Annotated in this window: 17 protein-coding genes; 12 read left to right on the top strand and 5 right to left on the bottom strand. The window is 70.2% G+C overall.

Features of this window, described 5'->3' with window-relative positions; genetic code table 11:
- Positions 1–313: 313 nt before the first annotated feature.
- Complete coding sequence (locus HDC36_RS10940) at positions 314–1651, top strand: dicarboxylate/amino acid:cation symporter (RefSeq protein ID WP_179567120.1); 1338 nt, start codon at positions 314–316, stop codon at positions 1649–1651.
- A gap of 147 nt (positions 1652–1798) precedes the next feature.
- Entirely contained in the window at positions 1799–4093 is a 2295-nt protein-coding gene (locus HDC36_RS10935) for an NADP-dependent malic enzyme (RefSeq protein WP_179567118.1), read from the top strand.
- Positions 4094–4546: 453 nt separating this feature from the next.
- Here HDC36_RS10935 and HDC36_RS10930 read toward each other — a convergent pair whose 3' ends face one another.
- A complete protein-coding gene (locus HDC36_RS10930) occupies positions 4547–4795 on the bottom strand; it encodes a helix-turn-helix transcriptional regulator (RefSeq protein ID WP_318241173.1) in 249 nt (82 codons plus the stop codon).
- 194 nt (positions 4796–4989) lie between these two features.
- On the opposite strand from HDC36_RS10930, the gene HDC36_RS10925 reads away from it, so the two are divergent.
- The 3 genes from HDC36_RS10925 to HDC36_RS10915 are packed head-to-tail and all read left to right on the top strand — an operon-like array spanning position 4990 to position 7638.
- On the top strand, positions 4990–5187 hold the full coding sequence (locus tag HDC36_RS10925; RefSeq protein ID WP_179567116.1) for a zinc-finger domain-containing protein: 198 nt from the start codon (positions 4990–4992) through the stop codon (positions 5185–5187).
- Between the two features lie 11 nt (positions 5188–5198).
- The gene (locus HDC36_RS10920; protein WP_179567114.1) at positions 5199–6311 is read left to right on the top strand and encodes a glycosyltransferase; all 1113 of its coding nucleotides are present in this window, start codon (positions 5199–5201) and stop codon (positions 6309–6311) included.
- Entirely contained in the window at positions 6292–7638 is a 1347-nt protein-coding gene (locus HDC36_RS10915; RefSeq protein ID WP_179567112.1) for an O-antigen ligase, read from the top strand. The genes HDC36_RS10920 and HDC36_RS10915 overlap by 20 nt, the downstream gene beginning before the upstream one ends.
- A gap of 400 nt (positions 7639–8038) precedes the next feature.
- Here HDC36_RS10915 and HDC36_RS10910 read toward each other — a convergent pair whose 3' ends face one another.
- The gene (locus HDC36_RS10910) at positions 8039–8983 is read right to left on the bottom strand and encodes an LpxL/LpxP family Kdo(2)-lipid IV(A) lauroyl/palmitoleoyl acyltransferase (protein ID WP_179567110.1); all 945 of its coding nucleotides are present in this window, start codon (positions 8981–8983) and stop codon (positions 8039–8041) included.
- Positions 8984–9103: 120 nt separating this feature from the next.
- Here HDC36_RS10910 and waaA point away from each other — a divergent pair, with 120 nt between their 5' ends.
- A complete protein-coding gene (gene waaA / locus HDC36_RS10905) occupies positions 9104–10423 on the top strand; it encodes a lipid IV(A) 3-deoxy-D-manno-octulosonic acid transferase (RefSeq protein ID WP_179567108.1) in 1320 nt (439 codons plus the stop codon).
- A 215-nt stretch (positions 10424–10638) separates the two neighbouring features.
- Here the strand turns inward: waaA and HDC36_RS10900 are convergent, their stop codons facing one another.
- From HDC36_RS10900 to HDC36_RS10890, 3 genes are all read right to left on the bottom strand, one after another.
- On the bottom strand, positions 10639–12003 hold the full coding sequence (locus HDC36_RS10900) for a TolC family outer membrane protein (protein WP_179567106.1): 1365 nt from the start codon (positions 12001–12003) through the stop codon (positions 10639–10641).
- A gap of 18 nt (positions 12004–12021) precedes the next feature.
- The gene (locus HDC36_RS10895; protein WP_179567104.1) at positions 12022–12681 is read right to left on the bottom strand and encodes a protein-L-isoaspartate O-methyltransferase; all 660 of its coding nucleotides are present in this window, start codon (positions 12679–12681) and stop codon (positions 12022–12024) included.
- Positions 12682–12810: 129 nt separating this feature from the next.
- Positions 12811–13470 carry a TetR/AcrR family transcriptional regulator gene (locus HDC36_RS10890; protein ID WP_179567102.1) on the bottom strand — a complete coding sequence of 220 codons (660 nt, stop codon included), beginning with the start codon at positions 13468–13470 and terminating at the stop codon, positions 12811–12813.
- Positions 13471–13690: 220 nt separating this feature from the next.
- On the opposite strand from HDC36_RS10890, the gene HDC36_RS10885 reads away from it, so the two are divergent.
- The 6 genes from HDC36_RS10885 to HDC36_RS10860 are packed head-to-tail and all read left to right on the top strand — an operon-like array spanning position 13691 to position 18694.
- A complete protein-coding gene (locus tag HDC36_RS10885) occupies positions 13691–14362 on the top strand; it encodes a thermostable hemolysin (protein ID WP_179567100.1) in 672 nt (223 codons plus the stop codon).
- A complete protein-coding gene (locus HDC36_RS10880) occupies positions 14359–15855 on the top strand; it encodes an AMP-binding protein (RefSeq protein WP_179567098.1) in 1497 nt (498 codons plus the stop codon). Before HDC36_RS10885 ends, HDC36_RS10880 begins: the two co-directional genes overlap by 4 nt.
- A complete protein-coding gene (locus HDC36_RS10875) occupies positions 15852–16529 on the top strand; it encodes an iron-containing redox enzyme family protein (RefSeq protein WP_179567096.1) in 678 nt (225 codons plus the stop codon). The genes HDC36_RS10880 and HDC36_RS10875 overlap by 4 nt, the downstream gene beginning before the upstream one ends.
- Positions 16529–17347: an SDR family oxidoreductase gene (locus tag HDC36_RS10870; protein ID WP_179567094.1), complete on the top strand. Its 819-nt coding sequence runs from the start codon at positions 16529–16531 to the stop codon at positions 17345–17347. The genes HDC36_RS10875 and HDC36_RS10870 overlap by 1 nt, the downstream gene beginning before the upstream one ends.
- On the top strand, positions 17344–17994 hold the full coding sequence (locus tag HDC36_RS10865; protein ID WP_179567092.1) for a hypothetical protein: 651 nt from the start codon (positions 17344–17346) through the stop codon (positions 17992–17994). The genes HDC36_RS10870 and HDC36_RS10865 overlap by 4 nt, the downstream gene beginning before the upstream one ends.
- Before the next feature lie 22 nt (positions 17995–18016).
- The gene (locus HDC36_RS10860) at positions 18017–18694 is read left to right on the top strand and encodes a response regulator transcription factor (RefSeq protein WP_179567090.1); all 678 of its coding nucleotides are present in this window, start codon (positions 18017–18019) and stop codon (positions 18692–18694) included.
- The last annotated feature ends 1 nt before the right edge of the window (position 18695 follow it).

Raw genomic sequence — 18695 nt, 5'->3', positions numbered from 1 at the left:
GAATCCGGCGGTTCTTTACAGCGGTGTTGCGATCCTGCGACGGCGCATCGCCCCTGAATACGCATGCGACGCCGGCAGCGCCGGCGGCAGATCGGTACGCGACGCAGCATCGGCGGGCATTCCCATGGCCGGCATTGCGCGTCGCACCTCCCTCCCGTGAGCGTGCCGGAACACTGTAACTGCGTCGGCGGCGCTGCGAACAGGGGACTAGTACCAATAGGTTATCTGCTTAGAAGCCGGCGCCGCGTACAAAGGCAGCATTCCGCGACCTGCGTCGGGTTGCCGGTCCATACCTGTCTTCCGGAGCGCACTCATGCATATCCCAACTTCCCCGGCCGGCGGCGTCGTGCATCGGCACGTGCCGTTCTACCGGCAGCTGTATTTCCAGGTGGTGGTCGCCATCGTGCTCGGTGCGCTGCTCGGCCACTTCGAGCCGGCCTTCGCCGAGAAACTCAAGCCGCTGGGCGATGCGTTCATCAAGCTGGTGAAGATGATCATCGCGCCGGTGATCTTCCTGACCATCGTCACCGGCATCGCCGGCATGACCCAGCTGAAGACGGTGGGCCGGGTGTTCGTCAAGGCGATGGTGTACTTCCTGTTCTTCTCCACGCTGGCGCTGGTGGTCGGCATGATCGTCGCGCACGTGGTACAGCCGGGCGCCGGCATGAACATCAATGCGGCCGACCTGGACCAGAGCGCGGTGCACAGCTACGTGGAGAAGTCGCACGAGCTGACCCTGGTCGGCTTCCTGATGGACATCATCCCGAAGACCCTGCTCAGCCCGTTCGTCGGCGACAACATCCTGCAGGTGCTGTTCGTGGCGGTGCTGTTCGGCGTGTCGCTGGCGCTGGTCGGCGAGCGCGGCAAGCCGGTGCTGAACCTGCTGGAGGCGCTGGTCGCGCCGGTGTTCAAGCTGGTGCACATCCTGATGCGCGCGGCGCCGATCGGCGCGTTCGGCGCGATCGCCTTCACCATCGGCAAGTACGGGGTGGAATCGCTGATCAACCTGGCCTGGCTGGTGGGCTCGTTCTACGTGACCGCGCTGCTGTTCGTGCTGGTGATCCTGGGCGCGGTGGCGCGCCTGTGCGGCTTCTCGATCTTCAAGCTGATCCGCTACCTGAAGGCGGAACTGCTGCTGGTGCTGGGCACCTCTTCGTCCGAATCGGCGCTGCCGTCGCTGATGGAGAAGATGGAAAAGGCCGGTTGCGAGAAGTCGGTGGTCGGGCTGGTGGTGCCCACCGGCTATTCGTTCAACCTGGACGGCACCAACATCTACATGACCCTGGCCGCGCTGTTCATCGCCCAGGCGACCAATACCGAGCTGACCCTGGGCCACCAGATCGCGCTGCTGCTGGTGGCGATGCTCAGCTCCAAGGGCGCCGCGGGCGTGACCGGTGCCGGCTTCATCACCCTGGCGGCGACGCTGGCGGTGGTGCCGGAAGTGCCGGTGGCGGGCATGGCGCTGATCCTGGGCGTGGACCGCTTCATGAGCGAATGCCGCTCGCTGACCAACTTCATCGGCAACGCGGTGGCCACCGTGGTGGTGTCGCGCTGGGAGAACGCGCTGGATCGCGATCGCCTGCGCATCGCCCTGGACGGCGGCGAAGACGCCTTGCCGGCGGTCGCGGTCGAGCCTGCCGCGCTCCGCTGAGTTTCCGCATGCTGCGCGCGCGCCGGCCTGGCCGGCGCGTCGCGTTTCCGGCCCCGGGCCTGCGCGGCGACAGCCGCAAGACAGGCTTGGTCATGGCCCAGGGAGTAGAATCCTGGGTCCTCGCGCCTCCCGACTACAGAAGCCTCGATGTCAAACGACGATTTCAAACAGGCCGCCCTCGACTATCACCGCCAGCAGCCGCCGGGCAAGATCAAGGTGGCCGCGACCAAGCCCATGCTGACCCAGCGCGACCTGTCGCTGGCCTATTCGCCAGGCGTGGCGTTCGCCTGCGAAGCGATCGTCGCCGATCCGCAACAGGCCAGCGAGCTGACCGCGCGCGGCAACCTGGTCGCGGTGATCAGCAACGGCACCGCGGTGCTGGGCCTGGGCAACATCGGTCCGCTGGCGTCCAAGCCGGTGATGGAAGGCAAGGGCGTGCTGTTCCAGAAGTTCGCCGGCATCGATGTGTTCGACATCGAGATCAACGAGAACGATCCGGACAAGCTGGTCGACATCATCGCCAGCCTGGAGCCGACCTTCGGCGGCATCAACCTGGAAGACATCAAGGCGCCGGAGTGCTTCATCGTCGAGCGCAAGCTGCGCGAGCGGATGAACATCCCGGTGTTCCACGACGACCAGCACGGCACCGCGATCATCGTCGGCGCGGCGGTGCTCAACGCGCTGGTCGTGACCGGCAAGAAGATCGAGGACGTCAAGCTCGCCACCACCGGCATGGGCGCGGCGGGCATTTCCTGCGTCAACATGCTGGTCTCGCTGGGCCTGAAGCCGGAGAACATCCTGGCGCTGGACCGCGACGGCGTGATCCACACCGGCCGCACCGACCTGGACCCGGACAAGCAGCGCTACGCGCGCGACACCGACAAGCGCACCCTGGCGGAAATCGTCGAGGGCGCGGACATCTTCCTCGGCCTGTCGGCCGCCGGCATCCTCAAGCCGGAAATGGTGGCGACGATGGCGGCGCAGCCGGTGATCTTCGCGTTGGCCAATCCGAATCCGGAGATCACCCCGGAGGCGGCCAAGGCGGTGCGCCCGGACGCGATCATCGGCACCGGCCGTTCGGACTATCCGAACCAGATCAACAACGTGCTGTGCTTCCCGTACCTGTTCCGCGGCGCGCTCGACGTCGGCGCCACCGGCATCAACGAAGCGATGAAGATCGCCTGCGTCAAGGCGATCGCGGCGATGGCGCGGCGCGAGGCCTCCGACCTGGGCGCGGCCTACGGCGGCGAGACCCCGAGCTTCGGTCCCGATTACCTGATCCCGCGGCCGCTGGACCCGCGCCTGCTGGTCGAGCTGTCCTCGGCGGTGGCGCAGGCGGCGATGGACTCGGGCGTGGCCACGCGCCCGATCGCCGACATGGAGGCCTACCGCGACAAGCTCGGCCAGTTCGTCTACCGCACCAGCCTGATGATGAAGCCGGTCTACGACCGCGCCCGCGCCGACAAGCAGCGCGTGGTCTATGCCGAGGGCGAAGAGGAAGTGGTGCTGCGCGCGGTGCAGAGCGTGATCGACGAAGGCCTGGCGTTCCCGATCCTGATCGGCCGCCCGGACGTGATCGAGGCGCGCATCCAGCGCCTGGGCCTGCGCATCACCGCCGGCGTGGACTTCGAGGTCACCAACATCCACGACGATCCGCGCTTCAACGACTACTGGCAGTACTACCACGCGTTGACCGAGCGCCGCGGCGTCACCGTCACCGCGGCCAAGGAACTGATGCGCTCGCGGCCGACGCTGATCGCCGCGGTGATGGTCGCGCGCGGCGAAGCCGACGCGCTGCTCACCGGCGTGGTCGGCCGCTTCCACAAGAAGCTCGGCTACGCGCGCAGCGTGATCCCGCTGGAACCGCGGGTCAGCTCGACCTCGGCGATGACCGGGGTGATCAACCCGCAGGGCGCGTTCTTCTTCCTGGACACGCACGTGCAGGAAGATCCGAGCGTGGAGCAGATCGTCGAGGCCACGCTGCAGGCCGCGTACCGGCTGAAGCTGTTCGGCATCGAGCCGAACATCGCGCTGCTGTCGCATTCCAACTTCGGCAGCCACGACTCGCGCGACGCGCTGAAGATGCGCCAGGTGCGCGAGGCGCTGCTCAAGCGCAAGCCCGAACTCAACATCGACGGCGAGATGCAGGGCGACACCGCGTGGGACGAAGCGCTGCGCAAGCAGATCATGCCCAACAGCACCCTGAAGGGCCGCGCCAACCTGTTCGTGCTGCCGAACCTGGAAGCGGCCAACATCGCCTACAACCTGGTGCGTGTGTTCACCGATGGCGTGGCGATCGGCCCGATCCTGATGGGCATCTCCAAGCCGGTGCACATCCTCACCACCAGCGCCACCTCGCGCCGGGTGATGAACATGACCGCGATCGCCGCGGTCGATGCGCAGATCCGCAAGCAGCTGGAAGCGGAGAAGAGCGCGCCGTAAGCGGAGCGCTTCCGGCAGGTTCGGTGCGAATGCGCGCAGCCGCTGGTGGCTGCGCGTTTCGCTGCAGCCTTCCAGGCCGATTGGTGCGTGCGGCAGGCTGCCTGCAGCGCATCCCTGTATGCCATCGCATCGGACTTTTCCGAGTTCCCGCCAAAACGTTGCCGATGCGGCGATGGGTCACCCGGCGCGAACGCGCTTCGCGGATGGCCGAGTGAAGCGGCGGGGTCTGGTCGATCAAGCCTGGGGCGGGTCGACGTCAAGGCACGCTGGTTTGGCGCCTGGCCGCGGAACGCCGCGGACGCGCCAGCCGCACACGCGATCGAGCGCGTGAACGATTTAGGATTTGCTGCGCAAACGCCCGCCGCAGGATGCGCGAAGACACGACGCCATGCAGCGCCTGCCAACGCGTTTGCGCAGGATCGAACGCGGCGCCGCAGCGGCGCCGCACTGTGCTCAGGCCAGACGCTTGCCTACCGGCAGCGGCAGGCTTTCGTGATCGCCCTGGTTCAGCTTGGACGGCTTGCCAGTCAGCAGCACATAGGCATCGACGCCGGTAAGTTCGGCAATCTTCAGCAAATGCCGGGCATTGGGAACGGAACGATTGTTCTCCCAGTGACCCAGGGTGCTATGCGCCACGCCCAGCAAGGCCGCCAGTTCGCGCAGCGTGAAACCGGCATTGCGCCGCGCCTGCATCAATCGCACACCTATATCCACGGGACACCTCAGAGCGGCATGGTTGCGCCGCGTCCCCCGAGCATAGTGGATGTCATCGCTTGGCATCAAGCCGACAGGAAAGGACAATTTTGGGACAAGACCGGCGCGGCGTTCCCAGGCCCGGCGCGCGTGTGGGGCGGGCTGCTAGAATTCCCCGTCTCCTCCCGCCGTGTCCCACCGCCATGAGCCATACCGCCACCGCGCCCGCCAATGCAGAGAAGCGCTACAACGTGCACCGCGCCGACCTGCCGCTGAGCTGCCCGACCCCGGAGATGGCGCTGTGGAACTCGCATCCGCGGGTCTATCTGCCGGTGGACGAAGAACCCAGCCACGAGGCCAAGTGCCCTTACTGCGGCGCGGTCTTCGTGCTGGTCGACTGACCGCCGGGTCGATGCACCGCCTGACCGTGGTGCAGCTGCTGCCGGCGCTGGAGTCCGGCGGCGTCGAACGCTCCACCCTGGAAATCGCCGCGGCGCTGGTCGCGGCCGGGCATCGCGCGCTGGTGGTGTCGGCCGGTGGCCGCCTGCTGCCGGCGCTGGCCGCGACCGGCGCCGAGCACATCGCCCTGGACATCGGCCGCAAGTCGTTGCTGAGCCTGCGCCACGTGCCGACGCTGCGGCGCCTGTTCGTGCGCGAGCGGGTGGGCATCGTGCATGCGCGCTCGCGGCTGCCGGCCTGGCTGGGCTGGCATGCGCTGCGCGGGTTGCCGGCGGCGCAGCGGCCGCGCTTCGTCACCACCGTGCACGGGCTCAATTCGCCCAGCCGCTACAGCGCGATCATGGCCCGCGGCGAACGCGCGATCTGCGTGTCGGCCACGGTCCACGACTACGTGCTGCGCCACTACCCGCAGACCGATCCGGCGCGGCTGCGGGTGATTCCGCGCGGCATCGACCCGGCGCAGTTCCCGCGCCGCGCGCAGCCCGATCCGGCCGCGCGGGCCTGGGCCGCGAGCGAGGCGCCGGCCACCGCCGGCAGCGGTCCGCTGCTGCTGTTGCCCGGTCGCGGCACCCGCCTGAAGGGCCATGCCGATGCAGTGCGCCTGCTCGCCGCGCTGCGCGCCGACGGCAGCGACGCACGGCTATGGCTGCCGGGTGCGCGCGAGGCCGGGCGCGAGGCCTACCTGCAGGAACTGGAGGTCGAGGCCGCCGCGCTGGGCATCGCCGACGCGATCGCGTTCACCGCGCCGACCGCGCGCATCGCCGAGGCCTACGCCGCCAGCGATCTGGTGCTGCAGCTGTCGCGCAAGCCGGAAGCGTTCGGCCGCACCGTGGTCGAGGCATTGGCGGTGGGGCGGCCGGTGCTGGGCTGGGCGCATGGCGGCGCCGGCGAACTGCTGGCGCAGCTGCAGCCGTCCGGTGCGGTGCCTGCGTTCGATCCCGCGGCCCTGCACGCCGCGGCGGCGCGCCTGCTGGCGCAACCGCCGGCACCGCCGGCGCAGATCCCCTACACGCTGCAGGCGATGCAGCACGCGACCCTGGCGGTGTATGACGAACTCCGGCGCTGATTCCTCCCTGCTCGCGCCGCTGACGCCGGCGCGCAGCGAACGCTGGGCCCCGGTCTGGGTGCTGGCGTTCGTGGCACTGTGGCCTGCACCTGGCCTGGCCGCGGGCGTGCTGGCGCTGGGCGCGCTGGCGACCCTGGCGCGCCTGCTGCACAGCCGCTTCCGCGGCGGCGCCAGCCTGCTCAGCGGGCCGGCGTGGGCGCTGACCACGCTGCTGTTCCTGACCTACTGGTTGCCGCAGCCGCTGTCGGCGCTGGATGCGGTGGACGTGCCGCTGGCATTGCGCGAGTCGGCGGTGGACCTGCGCTTCCTGCCGTTCCTGTGGCTGGTGGCGATGGCGGTGGCGACGCCGCGCGGCCGCCGCACCACCTTCAACGGGCTGGCGGTCATCGCCGCGATCTGGACCGTGGATGCGCTGGCGCAGGCGCTGTGCGGCACCAGCCCGCTGTTCTGGTCGATGGACCAGCTGAAGTGGGCGATCAACCACCACGGCCTGTGCACGCCGCAGGAAATCGCGCTGGCCGACCGCCTCAGCGGCGTGTTCGGCCCGTGCAACCTCAAGTTCGGCCAGGTGCTGGCCAGCCTGTCGCCGTTCCTGCTGTTCGCGGCCGGGCGCCGCGGCGGCGCCTGGGGCTGGCTGCTTGCCGCGGCGGCGGTGGGAGTGGTGCTGGTGCTGGCCGGATCGCGCGCGTCGTGGATCACCTACGCCCTGGTGCTGCTGCTGTCGGGCTGGCGCCTGCTGGGCCTGCGCCGGATGCTGGCGCTGGGTGTGGCCGCGGTGCTGGTCGCCGGCGTGCTCGGCGCGCTCTCGCCGCAGGTGCGCGAGCGCTTCGCCCGCACCACGCTGGCGCTGAGCGGGCGCCCGGCCGACGTGAACGCGGCGTTGGCCGGGCGCACCCAGATCTGGGACGCCTCGTGGTGCATGATCCGCCAGCATCCGCTCAACGGGGTCGGCGTGCGCGGCTTCCGCGAAGCCTATGTGGCCTGCGACCCGGATCCGGCGCATGGCGGCGCCTGGGGCCGCGAGCCGGCCTTCCATGCGCACCAGATCGTGCTCGAAGTGCTCAGCGAAACCGGCGTGATCGGCTTGCTGCTGTGGCTGGCCGGCGCCGCGCAGGCGTGGCGCGCATGGCGCTACGCCTCGCCACAGGCGCGCGAACGGGCACGGCCGGCGATGCTGGCGCTGCTGGTGACGGTGTTCCCGTTCAACACCCACCTGGCGTTCTATTCGTCGTTCTGGGGCTCGCTGGCGCTGATGCTGGTCGGGCTGTATGTCGGCGCGCTGCTGGCCGAGGAGCGCGACGCCGAGGGCACTACAGGAACTGTGTAGCCCCTCTCCCACCGGGAGAGGGGTTGGGGTGAGGGTGCGGCGCGAAAGCGACTCGCGGAGTTTGGATGCACCAGGCTGCGCCGTACCCTCATCCGCCCCTTCGGGGCACCTTCTCCCGATGTGAGAAGGGAACGGCGCTAGCCCCTCTCCCCTCGGGAGAGGGGTTGGGGTGAGGGTCCGGCGCGAAAGCGACTCGCGGAGTTTGGGTGCACCAGGCTGCGCCCGTACCCTCATCCGCCCCTTCGGGGCACCTTCTCCCGAAAAGGGGGCCATGGTCCCGATGGGAGAAGGGAACGGCGCTAGCCCCTCTCCCCTCGGGAGAGGGGTTGGGGTGAGAGTCCGGCGCGAAAGCGACTCGCAGCGTTGGGTGCGCGAGGCCGCGTCCGTCCCTACCTCTCGCTCAGTCGCGCTCGTAGAACGTACTGCGGCCGCCAGGCTGGCGCTTGAAGCGGCGATGGATCCACAGGTATTGCGCCGGCGCTTCGCGCACCATCGCCTCGATCGCGGCATTGACCCGCGCGGTGTCGGCGACCATGTCCTGCGACGGGAAGTCCTCCAGCGGCGGGGCGATGCGCAGCACGTAGTCGGCGCCCTCGCGGCGGTGGAAATACGGCACCACCGCGCAGCCGGTCAGCCGCGCCAATTGGTGGGTGGCGGTGATGGTGGAGGCGGGCATGCCGAAGAACGGCACGAACACCGTGTCCTTGCCGCGCATGTCCTGGTCCGGCGCGTACCACAGGAAGCCGCCGCGCTTGAGGTGGCGCACGCTGCCGCGCAGGTCCTCGTTGGCGAACATGGCGATGGCATAGCGCAGGCGGCCGCGCTTGACCGCCCATTCGAACACCGGGTTGCGATGGCGGCGGTACATGCCGGCCAGCGGCACGTACTGGCACAGCAGCCGGCCGCACATCTCCAGGGTCATGAAGTGGCCCGACACCAGCAGCACGCCGCGGCCCTGCGCCTGCAGCGCACGCAGGTGCTCCAGGCCTTCGATGCGGGTGCGGCGGCGGATCGGGCCGAGGCTGCCCCACCAGGCGCGCGCGAACTCGAACACGCCCACGCCCAGCGCGTCGAAGCTGTCGTGCAGCAGGCGCGTGCGCCAGGCCTCGCTCTGCTCGGGGAAGCACAGCTTCAGGTTCACCTCGGCGGCATGGCGGCGGGTGCCGGCCAGGCGCAACGCGATCCAGCCGACGCCGCGGCCGAGCGCGCGTTGCAGCAGCCAGGGCAGCCGCGCGACGGCCACGGCGATGCCGAGCAGCAGCCAGGTCGGCCAGTGCCGTGGCGAGCGCGGCGGCGGCGTGGCCGTGGTGGCGGCGGACGGAAGAGCGGGGGAGGGGTCGGACATGGGCCAAGTTTAGCCGGGAGCGGGCAGCGCGGCATTGGCGCGGCGCGGCGGCGTCTTCGCTTGGTGACCACGGTCGCGATCGTCTGCCGCCGGCGCGACGCAACCCGCTATGCTTTCGCGATGCGCAACGATTTCATCGAACGGCTGCTGCGCGGCCTCTACTCGACCGTGCTGTACATGCTGCTGCCGGTCACCGTCTATCACCTGGTCTGGCGCGGGTTCCGCGTGCGCCAGTACTTCCAGCGCTGGGACGAGCGCTACGCCTCGTATCCGCAGGCGCGCGGGCGGCCGCGGGTGTGGCTGCACGCGGTGTCGGTAGGCGAGGTCAACGTCGCCGCGCCGGTGGTCAACGCGCTGCGCGCGCAGCGCCCGGACATCCGCTGGGTGATCACCACCATCACCCCGACCGGGTCGGAGCGGGTGCGTGCGCTGTGGGGCGATGCGCTGGACCACGTCTACCTGCCGTACGACGTGCCCGGCAGCGTCGGCCGTTTCCTGCAGCATTTCCGCCCGAGCCTGGCGCTGATCCTGGAAACCGAGCTGTGGCCGAACATGCTGTTCGGCTGCCGCGACCGCAACATCCCGGTCTACGTGCTCAACGCGCGGCTGTCGGCGCGCTCGCTGCGCGGCTACCGCCTGCTGCGGCCGCTGATCGGACGCGCGCTGCGCACCGTCACCTGCGTGGCGGCGCAGTCGCAGGCCGACGCCGAACGCTTCATCGAGCTCGGTGCGCATCCGCAGCAGGTGCGTGCGCTGGGCAACCTGAAGTTCGACATCGCCGTGCCCGCGCAGCTGCCGGCGTTCGTCGCCGCGTTCGGCGAACATGTGGCGAAGACGCGGCCGGTGTGGATCGCCGCCAGCACCCACGAGGGCGAGGAGGCGGCGGTGATCGAGATGCACCGGCAGTTGCGCCGGCACTGGCCGGACCTGTTGCTGCTGTGGGCGCCGCGCCATCCCGAACGCTTCGCCAAGGTCGAGGCGCTGGCGCGCGACCAGGGCTGGCGCGTGGCCACGCGCCGCCAGCAGCAGTGGCCCGGCGCCGAGGACAACGTGTTCGTGATCGATACGCTGGGCGAACTGATGATGTTCTACGCCTGCGCCCAGGTCGCCTTCGTCGGCGGCAGCCTGCAGCCGATCGGCGGGCACAACCTGCTGGAGCCGGCCGCGGTCGGCACGCCGTCGGTGAGCGGGCCGCACCTGCACAACTTCGCCGAGATCTCGCGGCGCATGCGCGAGGCCGGTGCGGTGGCGATCTGCGAAGACGCCGCGGCGGTGTGCGCGGCGCTGCAAGAATTGCTCGGCGACGCGGCCGCGCGCGCGCGCATGGCCGAAGCCGGCTGCGCGCTGGTCGCCAATGGTCGCGGCGCGCTGCAGCGGGCGCTGCACCTGATCGCCGAGCATCTGCCGCCGGTGGCGCACGACGTGCCAGCGAACGAGTAGCGCGGTTCGACGCAGGCATTGTAGGAGCGGCTTCAGCCGCGACAGAATCTATCGGTAACGCTGTCGCGGCTGAAGCCGCTCCTGCAAGTGTCATCCTGATCTTGAGCGGACGCCCCTGGCGCAATCAGGTGTTTTTTCCGCCATTGCGCCGCCCCATGCAAAAACGGCGGACCCGAAGGCCCGCCGTTCGCGGTCGTGCAGTTGCCGGCGCAGCGTTACTGGGTGCTGCTGCCGGAGTTGAGCTTGGATTCGGCGCTCTGCGTCAGCAGCGCGTTGATCGACTGCACTTCGGCCACGTCCAGCGAGCCCAGCGCCTGGCTCAGCAGCAGGCGGTTCTGCAGGAAGTTGTAGCGCGACTGCGCGTAGTTCAGCTGCGCCTGGTACAGGGTGCGCTGGTTCTGCACCACGTCCAGCACGGTGCGCGTACCCACTTCCAGGCCGACCTGCGAGGCGTCGTACGCGGCCTGCGCCGAGACCACCGCCAGGCGCCGCGCCTCGATTTCGCTGATGCCGGCGACGACGGTCTGGTAGGCGTTGCGGGTATTGCGGTCGAGCGCGCGCTTCTGCTGCTCGAACGTGTCCTGGGCGATGTCGCGCTGCGACAGGGCCTGGCGCACCGCCGACTGGGTCGCGCCGCCGGCGAAGATCGGGATGTTCAGGGTCAGGCCGATGACGTTGCTGTCGCTGCGCGGCGAGTTGCTGCCGGACACGCCGTCGCCCCAGCTCGCATCGCGGCCGACGCTGGCCGACAGGTTCAGCGTCGGCAGATGGCCGGCGCGCGCGGTGGCGACGTTGTCTTCGGCTTGCTGCACCTGGTACTGGTAGGCGCGCAGCGACGGGTTCTTGTCCAGCGCCGAGGCGATCAGGCTGTCGATGTTGCCGCTGTCGGCCGGCAGCTGCGGGCGGAAGTCCTCCGGCAGGCTGCGCAGGTCGTGCACCGGCTGCCCGGTGATCTCGGTCAGCGCCTGGTACAGGTCCTGCAGCGAGTTGCGCGCGGTGATCGTGTCGGCGCGCGCCTGGTCGTATTCGGCGCGCGCTTCGTGCACGTCGGTGATCGGTGCCAGGCCCACTTCCAGGCGCTTGTCGGCGTAGTCGAACTGCTTCTTGGCGGCGGCTTCGTTGGTTTCCGCGGCGACCAGCGACTCGATCGCCACCAGCACGTTGAAGTAGGCGGCCGAGGTGCGCACGATCAGGTCGTCGTTGGCCGATGCCAGCGTGTAGTCGGCGGCCAGGCTGCGCGCCTTCTGCGCGCGCAGGGTCGAGAACTGGGCGAAGTTGACCAGCGTCTGCTGGCCCTGGATCGCGTAGCTGCGGCTCTTGCCGGTGCCGGCCAGTTCGCCGCTGGCGCGCTCGATCTCGCTGTGGCTGCGCTGCAGCGAGGCGGAGCCGTTGATCTGCGGCAGCAGCGCCGCGCGCGCCTGCACCGCGCCTTCCTTTTCGTACAGCCGGTTCGATTCCGCGCTGGCCAGCTGCGGGTCGCTATTGCGGGCCATTTCGTAGACTTGCAGCAGGTCCGTGGCGTTGGCGGCCAGCGGAAACAGTGCGGCGGCCAGCGCCAGAACGAGGGATCGGCGGATCATTGCGGCTTCCTTGATGGATCAGAATGTGAACTGGGGGACTGGCGCGGCGCCACGCAGGTAGTACGCCAGGTCGGTTTCGAACAGCGATTCCACGCGCGGCGCGCCGGCGTCGGCGTGGACCAGCACCGCGTCCATGGCCGGGGCGCGGCCGCGGACCGCGAACAGGCGGCCGCCGGGCCGCAGCCAGGCCAGGAACTGCGCCGGGATCTCGGTGACCGCAGCGGTGATGCAGACTACGTCGAAGCGGCGCTCGCTGTGCCAGCCGAACGCGTCGGCGGTCTCGATGCGCACGTTGCTGCCGAGCCCGGCGGCATCCAGGTTGGCGCGCGCGGCGGCGGCCAGGGCCGGCTCGATCTCCAGGCTCACCACCTCGCGGCCGAGCTCGCCCAGGCAGGCGCTGATGAAGCCGCTGCCGGTGCCGATCTCCAGCACGTCCTCGCCCGGCTGCAGGTCCAGCGCCTGTAGCATGCGGCCTTCGATCACCGGCTTCATCATGTACTGGCCGTGCCCCAGCGGGATTTCCAGATCGGCATAGGCCACCGCGCGGTGGCTTTCCGGCACGAAGGTCTCGCGCGGCAGCCGCGCCAGCACGTCGAGCACGCGCAGGTCGAGCACGTCCCAGGGACGCACCTGCTGTTCAACCATCGTTTCGCGGGCTTGGGAGTAGTCGATCGTCATCTGGGGCATCCAACGCGGTGGGTCGCGCATTTTAGCCGGCGCGGAGGCCGTGCGTATGCTGCAGCATCGCCGCAGCGGTGCCGCCGCGCGCAGTGCCGGAAGTCATCGGGCCGCCCGGCCGGCGCGGGCTCAGCGCGCCGCATAGGCGCGCAGGAAGAAATCCACGCTGGCCTCGACATGGGCCTGGATCCGCACCTGGCTGGGATCGCGGCACAGGCCGCACATCATCAGCGAGTGCAGTTCGCCCTTGATCAGGCAGAAGAACTGGGAGGCGGCCAGGCCCAGGTCGGCGATCTCCAGTTCGCCGGCCGCCACGTGCGCCTGCAGCAGCTGCGCCAGGTCCTGCTGGGTACGTTTGGGACCGGCATTCCAGAACATCTCGCGCACGTGCTCGTCGCCGGTGCCCGGGGCCAGCATCATGCGGTGCGTGGCCATGGCCGCCTCGCTGCTGATCATGGCGAAGAAGGCCAGGCCGATCTCCACCAACTGGGCGCGCAGCGGGCCTTTCAGCGCATGCCCGAACAGGTCGTCGGGCAGCAGCGCCTGGCACTGCGCGCGCACCGCCTCGGCGAACAGGGTCTCCTTGTCGCCGTAATGGCTGTAGACGGTGAGCTTGGACACCCCGGCGCGGGCGGCGATACCGTCCATGCTGACCCCGCCGAAGCCCAGCTCGGTGAACATGTGCTTGGCCGCTTCCAGGATCGCCGCACGCTTGCCCATGTCCTTCGGACGGCCCGGTCCGGCGGCGCGGGAAGAGGCTTTGGGGGAGGGAACGGGTTTGCTGACCATGGCGGCAATACTAGACCAGTCGGTTCGATATTTATACTATACCGTTAAGTATACTATTTAGTATGTCAGCTTCGCTCGCCGGCACTCCGATCGAGCGGTTCAGCGTGCGGCAGGCTTGGTTCAGGGTTTGGCGCCTGCGCAATGATTTGCTTATGCGCGCCTTACATTCGCCTAACGTTCGGCTCATGGTCGGCTAATCGGCGCCGCCGACGATGCCGCCATGGCCATCGTCCCCGACTCCCCCGCATCCCATTCCCGCTTCGCCAGTGCCGTGCTGATCGGTCTGGGGCATCCCGAGCGCGATGCCGTGGAAGCGTTCATCGCCCGCGTCTACCGCCAGCGCTACGGCGCGGTGCTGCGCGGCTTCCTGCCGCATCTGCTGGCCTACTACGACGCCGACGGCGGGTTGCGGGCCGCACTGGGGCTGCGCTGCGCCAGCGAAGGCGAGCTGTTCGTCGAGCACTATCTCGAGCGACCGGCCGAACTGGCCATCGCCGAGCGGATGCCGCGGCGGGTGGCGCGCAGCGAGCTGGTGGAGGTGGGCAACTTCGCCGCCGAGCAGGCCGGCGATGCGCGCGCGATGATCCAGGCGCTGACCGGCACCCTGCACGCGGCCGGGCTGCGCTGGGTCCTGTTCGTGGCCACCCGGCAGTTGCGCAATACCTTCGACCGGCTGCATCTGGCGACGGTGGACCTGGGCGAGGCGCGCGGCGAGCGCCTGCGCGGGGATCCCAGCGACTGGGGCGACTATTACGCCGCGCAGCCGCGGCTGACGTTCGGCGACATCGCCGCCGGGCATGCGTTCCTGCAGCGCGCCGCCACGCCGCGCGCGGACGCGATGTCCCTGTTCCACGCTGGCCCGTTCCAGCCCTGCCTGGCGGGTGCGCCGTGAGCGCGCCGGGTTTCGCCGAGGTGCTCGGCCAGTTGCGCGGCGACCAGGAGCGTCTGCTCACCGGCCACGGCGCGATCCGCGAGGGCGAACTGGCCGACCGGATCCGTGCGCTGGCCGACGCGTTGCAACGGCACGATCTGCACTGCGTCGCCAGCCGCCTGGACAATGGCAGCGACTGGCTGGCGCTGGACCTGGCGATCCGCCTGCGTGGCGGCGTGCACGTGCCGCTGCCGACGTTCTTCAGCGAGGCGCAGGCGCGCTATGCGCTGCACAGCAGCGGTGCGCAGTGCCTGGTCGCCGGTGCGGGCATGCCCGCACCGGCGCAGGGCGTGCCGCTGCATCTGCCACTGTCGGCCCCGGGCCTGGCGTGCTGGCGCCTGGCGCCGATGCCGGTGGCGCTGCCTGCCGGCACCGGCTGCATCACCTATACCTCCGGCACCACCGGCCAGCCCAAAGGAGTATGCCTGGAGGCGGGCGCGCTGCTGCAGGTGGCCGCGTCCCTGGCCGATGCGGCCTCGGCGCTGGCGCCGCGCCGCCACCTGTGCCTGATGCCGCTGTCCACGTTGCTGGAGAACGTGGCCGGGGTCTACGCCACGCTGTTGTCCGGCGCGCAGATCGCAGTGCCGTCGCTGGCCGAGATCGGCTACAGCGGCGCGGCCGGACTCGACATTCCGACCTTGATCGCCTGCCTGCATCGCTACCAGCCGCACAGCGTGATCCTGGTGCCGCAGCTGCTGCTGGCGCTGGTGATGGCGGCCGAACAGGGCGTGGCGCTGCCGGCCTCGCTGCGCTACCTGGCGGTCGGCGGCGGCCGGGTTGGTCCGGGTCTGCTGCGTCGCGCCGCGGCGCTGCGGTTGCCGGTGTTCGAAGGCTACGGACTGACCGAGTGCGCCTCGGTGGTGGCGCTGAACCGGCCCGAGGCGCAGCGCGCCGGCAGCGTCGGCCGCGCGCTGCCGCATGCGCGGGTCAGCGCGATCGACGGCGAACTGTGGGTCGACGGCGTGCACTGCCTGGGCTACCTCGGCGCGGAGGGGCCGCCTGCCGGCGCCATCGCCACCGGCGACCTGGGCCATGTCGACAACGAAGGTTTCGTCCACGTCACCGGCCGCCGCAAGCATGTGTTCATCACCGCCTACGGCCGCAACGTGTCGCCGGAATGGGTGGAAAGCGAACTGTTGCAGCACCCGCACATTGCCCAGGCGGTGGTCTGCGGCGAAGCGCGCACACACAACCTGGCGGTGCTGTGGCCGCGCAACCCCGCGCTGGACGATGCGGCGATCGCGCGCGCGCTGGCCGAGGTCAACGCCGGCCTGCCGGACTACGCGCGCGTGTCCGGCTTCGTCCGCGCCAGCGCGCCATTTACCGCCGCCGACGGCCTGCTCACCGGCAACGGCCGCCCGCGCCGCGACGCGATCCTGCAGCGCCATGCCGATGCCATCGCGCAGCGCTACGCCGAACTCGAACCCCTTTCCTCCCACGGAGCTTCCCGATGACCTTCCATGAGCGCTTGCTTGCCGAGACCCAGGCCGAACGCGCCGCCATGATCTCGATCCCGATCATCCAGTCGGCGCTGGCCGGGCAGATCGCGCGTGAGGACTACCTGGCCTTCCTCGGCCAGGCCTACCACCACGTACGCCACACGGTGCCGCTGCTGATGGCCTGCGGCGCGCGCCTGCCGGCGCGGCTGGAGTGGCTGCGCACCGCCGTCGCCGACTACATCGAAGAGGAACTGGGTCACCAGGAATGGATCCTCGACGACCTGGCCGCGTGCGGCGCCGACCGCGCCGCCGCCGCGGCCTCCGAACCGGCCGCCGCGACCGAGCTGATGGTGGCCTACGCCTACGACACCATCGCCCGCGGCAACCCGGTCGGTTTCTTCGGCATGGTGATGGTGCTGGAAGGCACCAGCGTGGCGCTGGCCACGCGCGCGGCCGAGAGCATCGAGACCACGCTGGGCCTGCCGCGCAATGCCTTCAGCTACCTGCGTTCGCACGGCGACCTGGACATCGAGCATGTGGGTTTCTTCGTCGGGTTGATGGACCGGCTCGACGACCCCGACGACCAGCGCGCGGTACTGCACGCGGCCAAGCGCTTTTACGGCCTGTACGGCGACATCTTCCGCAGCCTGCGCGCGCTGCCGGCGCCGCGCATGGCGGAGGCGGCGTGATGGACCTGCGCGGCCGGAGCGTGGTGTTGACCGGTGCCAGCGGCGGCATCGGCGCGGCGTTGTGCGACGAACTGGTCGCCGCCGGCACCCGGGTGCTGGCGGTGGGGCGCGACCCGCTGCGGCTGGCGCAGGTGGCCAGCCGCCATCCGCAGGGCCAGGTGCTGGCGTTGCCGGCGGACCTGTGCAACGACAGCGGCCGCGCGCAATTGCTGGCGGCGGCGCGCGCGCTGCAGGCGCCGCCGTCGCTGCTGCTGATCGCGCATGCGCAGAGCGGCTTCGGTCTGTTCGCCGAACAGTCCGAGCAGGAACTGCGGCGCATGCTCGAAACCAATCTGCTGGCGCCGATGCTGCTGGTGCGCGCGCTGCTGCCGTTGCTGCAGGCGCAGCCGCAGGCGGCCGTGGTCGCGGTCGGTTCGACCTTCGGCAGTCTGGGATTTCCGGGCTTCGCCGGTTACAGCGCCAGCAAGTTCGGTCTGCGCGGCTTGTTCGAGGCGCTGGCCCGCGAATACGCCGACAGCCACGTGCGCTTCCAGTACCTGGCGCCGCGCGCCACCCGCACCGCGTTCAACACGGCCCAGGTCGATGCGCTGAACCAGGAACTGAAGGTCGGCGCCGACACGCCCGAGCGGGTGGCGCGCGCCTTGCGCGAGGCGATCGAGCGCGGCGACAGGCGGCTGCAGATCGGTTGGCCGGAAAAACTCTTCGCACGCCTCAACGGCGCCTTGCCCGGTCTGGTCGATCGCAGTCTGAAAGCGCAACTGCCCGTGGTGCGGCGCCATGCCGCCCGGGTTCCTTCCGATCTTGGAGACCTCCGATGAAGACTTGCCGCCGTTGCCTGCTCTTGCTCCTGTCGCTGCTGCCGCTGGCCGCGGCGGCCACGCCGCTGTCGCCCGCGGTCGCCGCGGTGCGCGAGCAATGGGCGCAGGTCGCCTACCAGACGCCCAAGCCGCAGCGCGTGCAGGCCTATGCGGCGTTGGCCACGCATGCGGCGGCGGCCAGGCAGGCCGCGCCGCAGGATCCGGCCGCGCTGATCTGGGAAGGCATCGTGTTGTCGAGCGAAGCCGGCGAGCGCGGCGGCCTCGGCGCGCTGAGCCTGGTCAAGCGCGCCCGCGCCGATTTCGAGCAGGCGCTGAAGCTCGATCCGGCCGCGTTGAACGGCTCGGCCTGCACCAGCCTGGGCGCGCTGTACTACCAGGTACCGGGCTGGCCGGTCGGTTTCGGCGACGACGCCAAGGCGCGCACGCTGTTGCTGCAGGGCCTGCACTACGACCCCGACGGGATCGACGCGAACTACTTCTACGGCGACTTCCTGCGCGACCAGAAGGACTGGAATGGCGCCGCGGCGGCGCTGAAGAAGGCGTTGGCGGCGCCGCCGCGGCCGGGCCGCGAACTGGCCGACCGTGGCCGCCGCCAGCAGATCCAGGCGGCCCTGCAGGAGCTCGAGCCGCACCTTGCCAGCCATTGAGCGGCCGCCCACACTGACCCACATGCGCATCTTGCTGGTCGAGGACGATCTGTCGCTGGGCGAAGGCATCCGCACCGCGTTGCGCCGCGCCGCCTATTCGGTGGACTGGGTGCAGGACGGCGCGGCGGCGCTGATCGCGATCGGCGACGGCGGTATCGACCTGGTGCTGCTGGACCTGGGCTTGCCGCGCATGGACGGGCTGGAGGTGATCCGGCAATCGCGCCAGGCCGGCGCCGACGTGCCGATCCTGGTGCTGAGCGCGCGCGAGCGCCCGGCCGACCGCGCGCTGGGCCTGGACCTGGGCGCCGACGACTACCTCGGCAAGCCGTTCGACACCACCGAACTGCTGGCGCGCACCCGCGCGCTGCTGCGGCGCAGTGCCGGGCGCTCCACGCCGCAATTGGAGATCGGTGCGCTGTACCTGGATCCGGAGCGGCTGGCGGTGCGCTGGCGCGGCCGCGCGCTGGACCTGACCCGGCGCGAGTTCGCGCTGCTGTGGCTGCTGGCCGAACGCCACGGCCGCGCCATCGCGCGCGAGGCGATCCAGCAGCGCCTGTACGGCTGGGACGAGGATGTGGCCAGCAATGCGGTCGATGTGCACGTGCACCAGCTGCGGCGCAAGCTCGACCCGGCGTTGATCCGCACCGTGCGCGGGGTCGGCTATGCGCTGGACGAACAGGCCGCGGTGGCGGCGCCATGAG

Origin of the sequence: Xanthomonas sp. JAI131, from assembly GCF_013410075.1 — a bacterium.
GTDB classification, from domain to species: domain Bacteria; phylum Pseudomonadota; class Gammaproteobacteria; order Xanthomonadales; family Xanthomonadaceae; genus Xanthomonas_A; species Xanthomonas_A bonasiae.
The sequence above is the reverse complement of the archived record's forward strand: the minus strand, read 5'-3'. Positions and strand labels throughout refer to the sequence as shown.

Excerpts from the sequence above, each read along its gene's own strand:
- waaA (WP_179567108.1), top strand. The coding sequence starts at position 9,104 with ATGCGCAACGATTTCATCGAACGGCTGCTGCGCGGCCTCTACTCGACC.
- HDC36_RS10940 (WP_179567120.1), top strand. The coding sequence starts at position 314 with ATGCATATCCCAACTTCCCCGGCCGGCGGCGTCGTGCATCGGCACGTG.
- HDC36_RS10920 (WP_179567114.1), top strand. The coding sequence starts at position 5,199 with ATGCACCGCCTGACCGTGGTGCAGCTGCTGCCGGCGCTGGAGTCCGGC.
- HDC36_RS10900 (WP_179567106.1), bottom strand. The coding sequence starts at position 12,003 with ATGATCCGCCGATCCCTCGTTCTGGCGCTGGCCGCCGCACTGTTTCCG.
- HDC36_RS10885 (WP_179567100.1), top strand. The coding sequence starts at position 13,691 with ATGGCCATCGTCCCCGACTCCCCCGCATCCCATTCCCGCTTCGCCAGT.
- HDC36_RS10910 (WP_179567110.1), bottom strand. The coding sequence starts at position 8,983 with ATGTCCGACCCCTCCCCCGCTCTTCCGTCCGCCGCCACCACGGCCACG.
- HDC36_RS10895 (WP_179567104.1), bottom strand. The coding sequence starts at position 12,681 with ATGACGATCGACTACTCCCAAGCCCGCGAAACGATGGTTGAACAGCAG.
- HDC36_RS10925 (WP_179567116.1), top strand. The coding sequence starts at position 4,990 with ATGAGCCATACCGCCACCGCGCCCGCCAATGCAGAGAAGCGCTACAAC.
- HDC36_RS10870 (WP_179567094.1), top strand. The coding sequence starts at position 16,529 with ATGGACCTGCGCGGCCGGAGCGTGGTGTTGACCGGTGCCAGCGGCGGC.
- HDC36_RS10860 (WP_179567090.1), top strand. The coding sequence starts at position 18,017 with ATGCGCATCTTGCTGGTCGAGGACGATCTGTCGCTGGGCGAAGGCATC.
- HDC36_RS10935 (WP_179567118.1), top strand. The coding sequence starts at position 1,799 with ATGTCAAACGACGATTTCAAACAGGCCGCCCTCGACTATCACCGCCAG.
- HDC36_RS10890 (WP_179567102.1), bottom strand. The coding sequence starts at position 13,470 with ATGGTCAGCAAACCCGTTCCCTCCCCCAAAGCCTCTTCCCGCGCCGCC.
- HDC36_RS10915 (WP_179567112.1), top strand. The coding sequence starts at position 6,292 with ATGACGAACTCCGGCGCTGATTCCTCCCTGCTCGCGCCGCTGACGCCG.
- HDC36_RS10875 (WP_179567096.1), top strand. The coding sequence starts at position 15,852 with ATGACCTTCCATGAGCGCTTGCTTGCCGAGACCCAGGCCGAACGCGCC.
- HDC36_RS10865 (WP_179567092.1), top strand. The coding sequence starts at position 17,344 with ATGAAGACTTGCCGCCGTTGCCTGCTCTTGCTCCTGTCGCTGCTGCCG.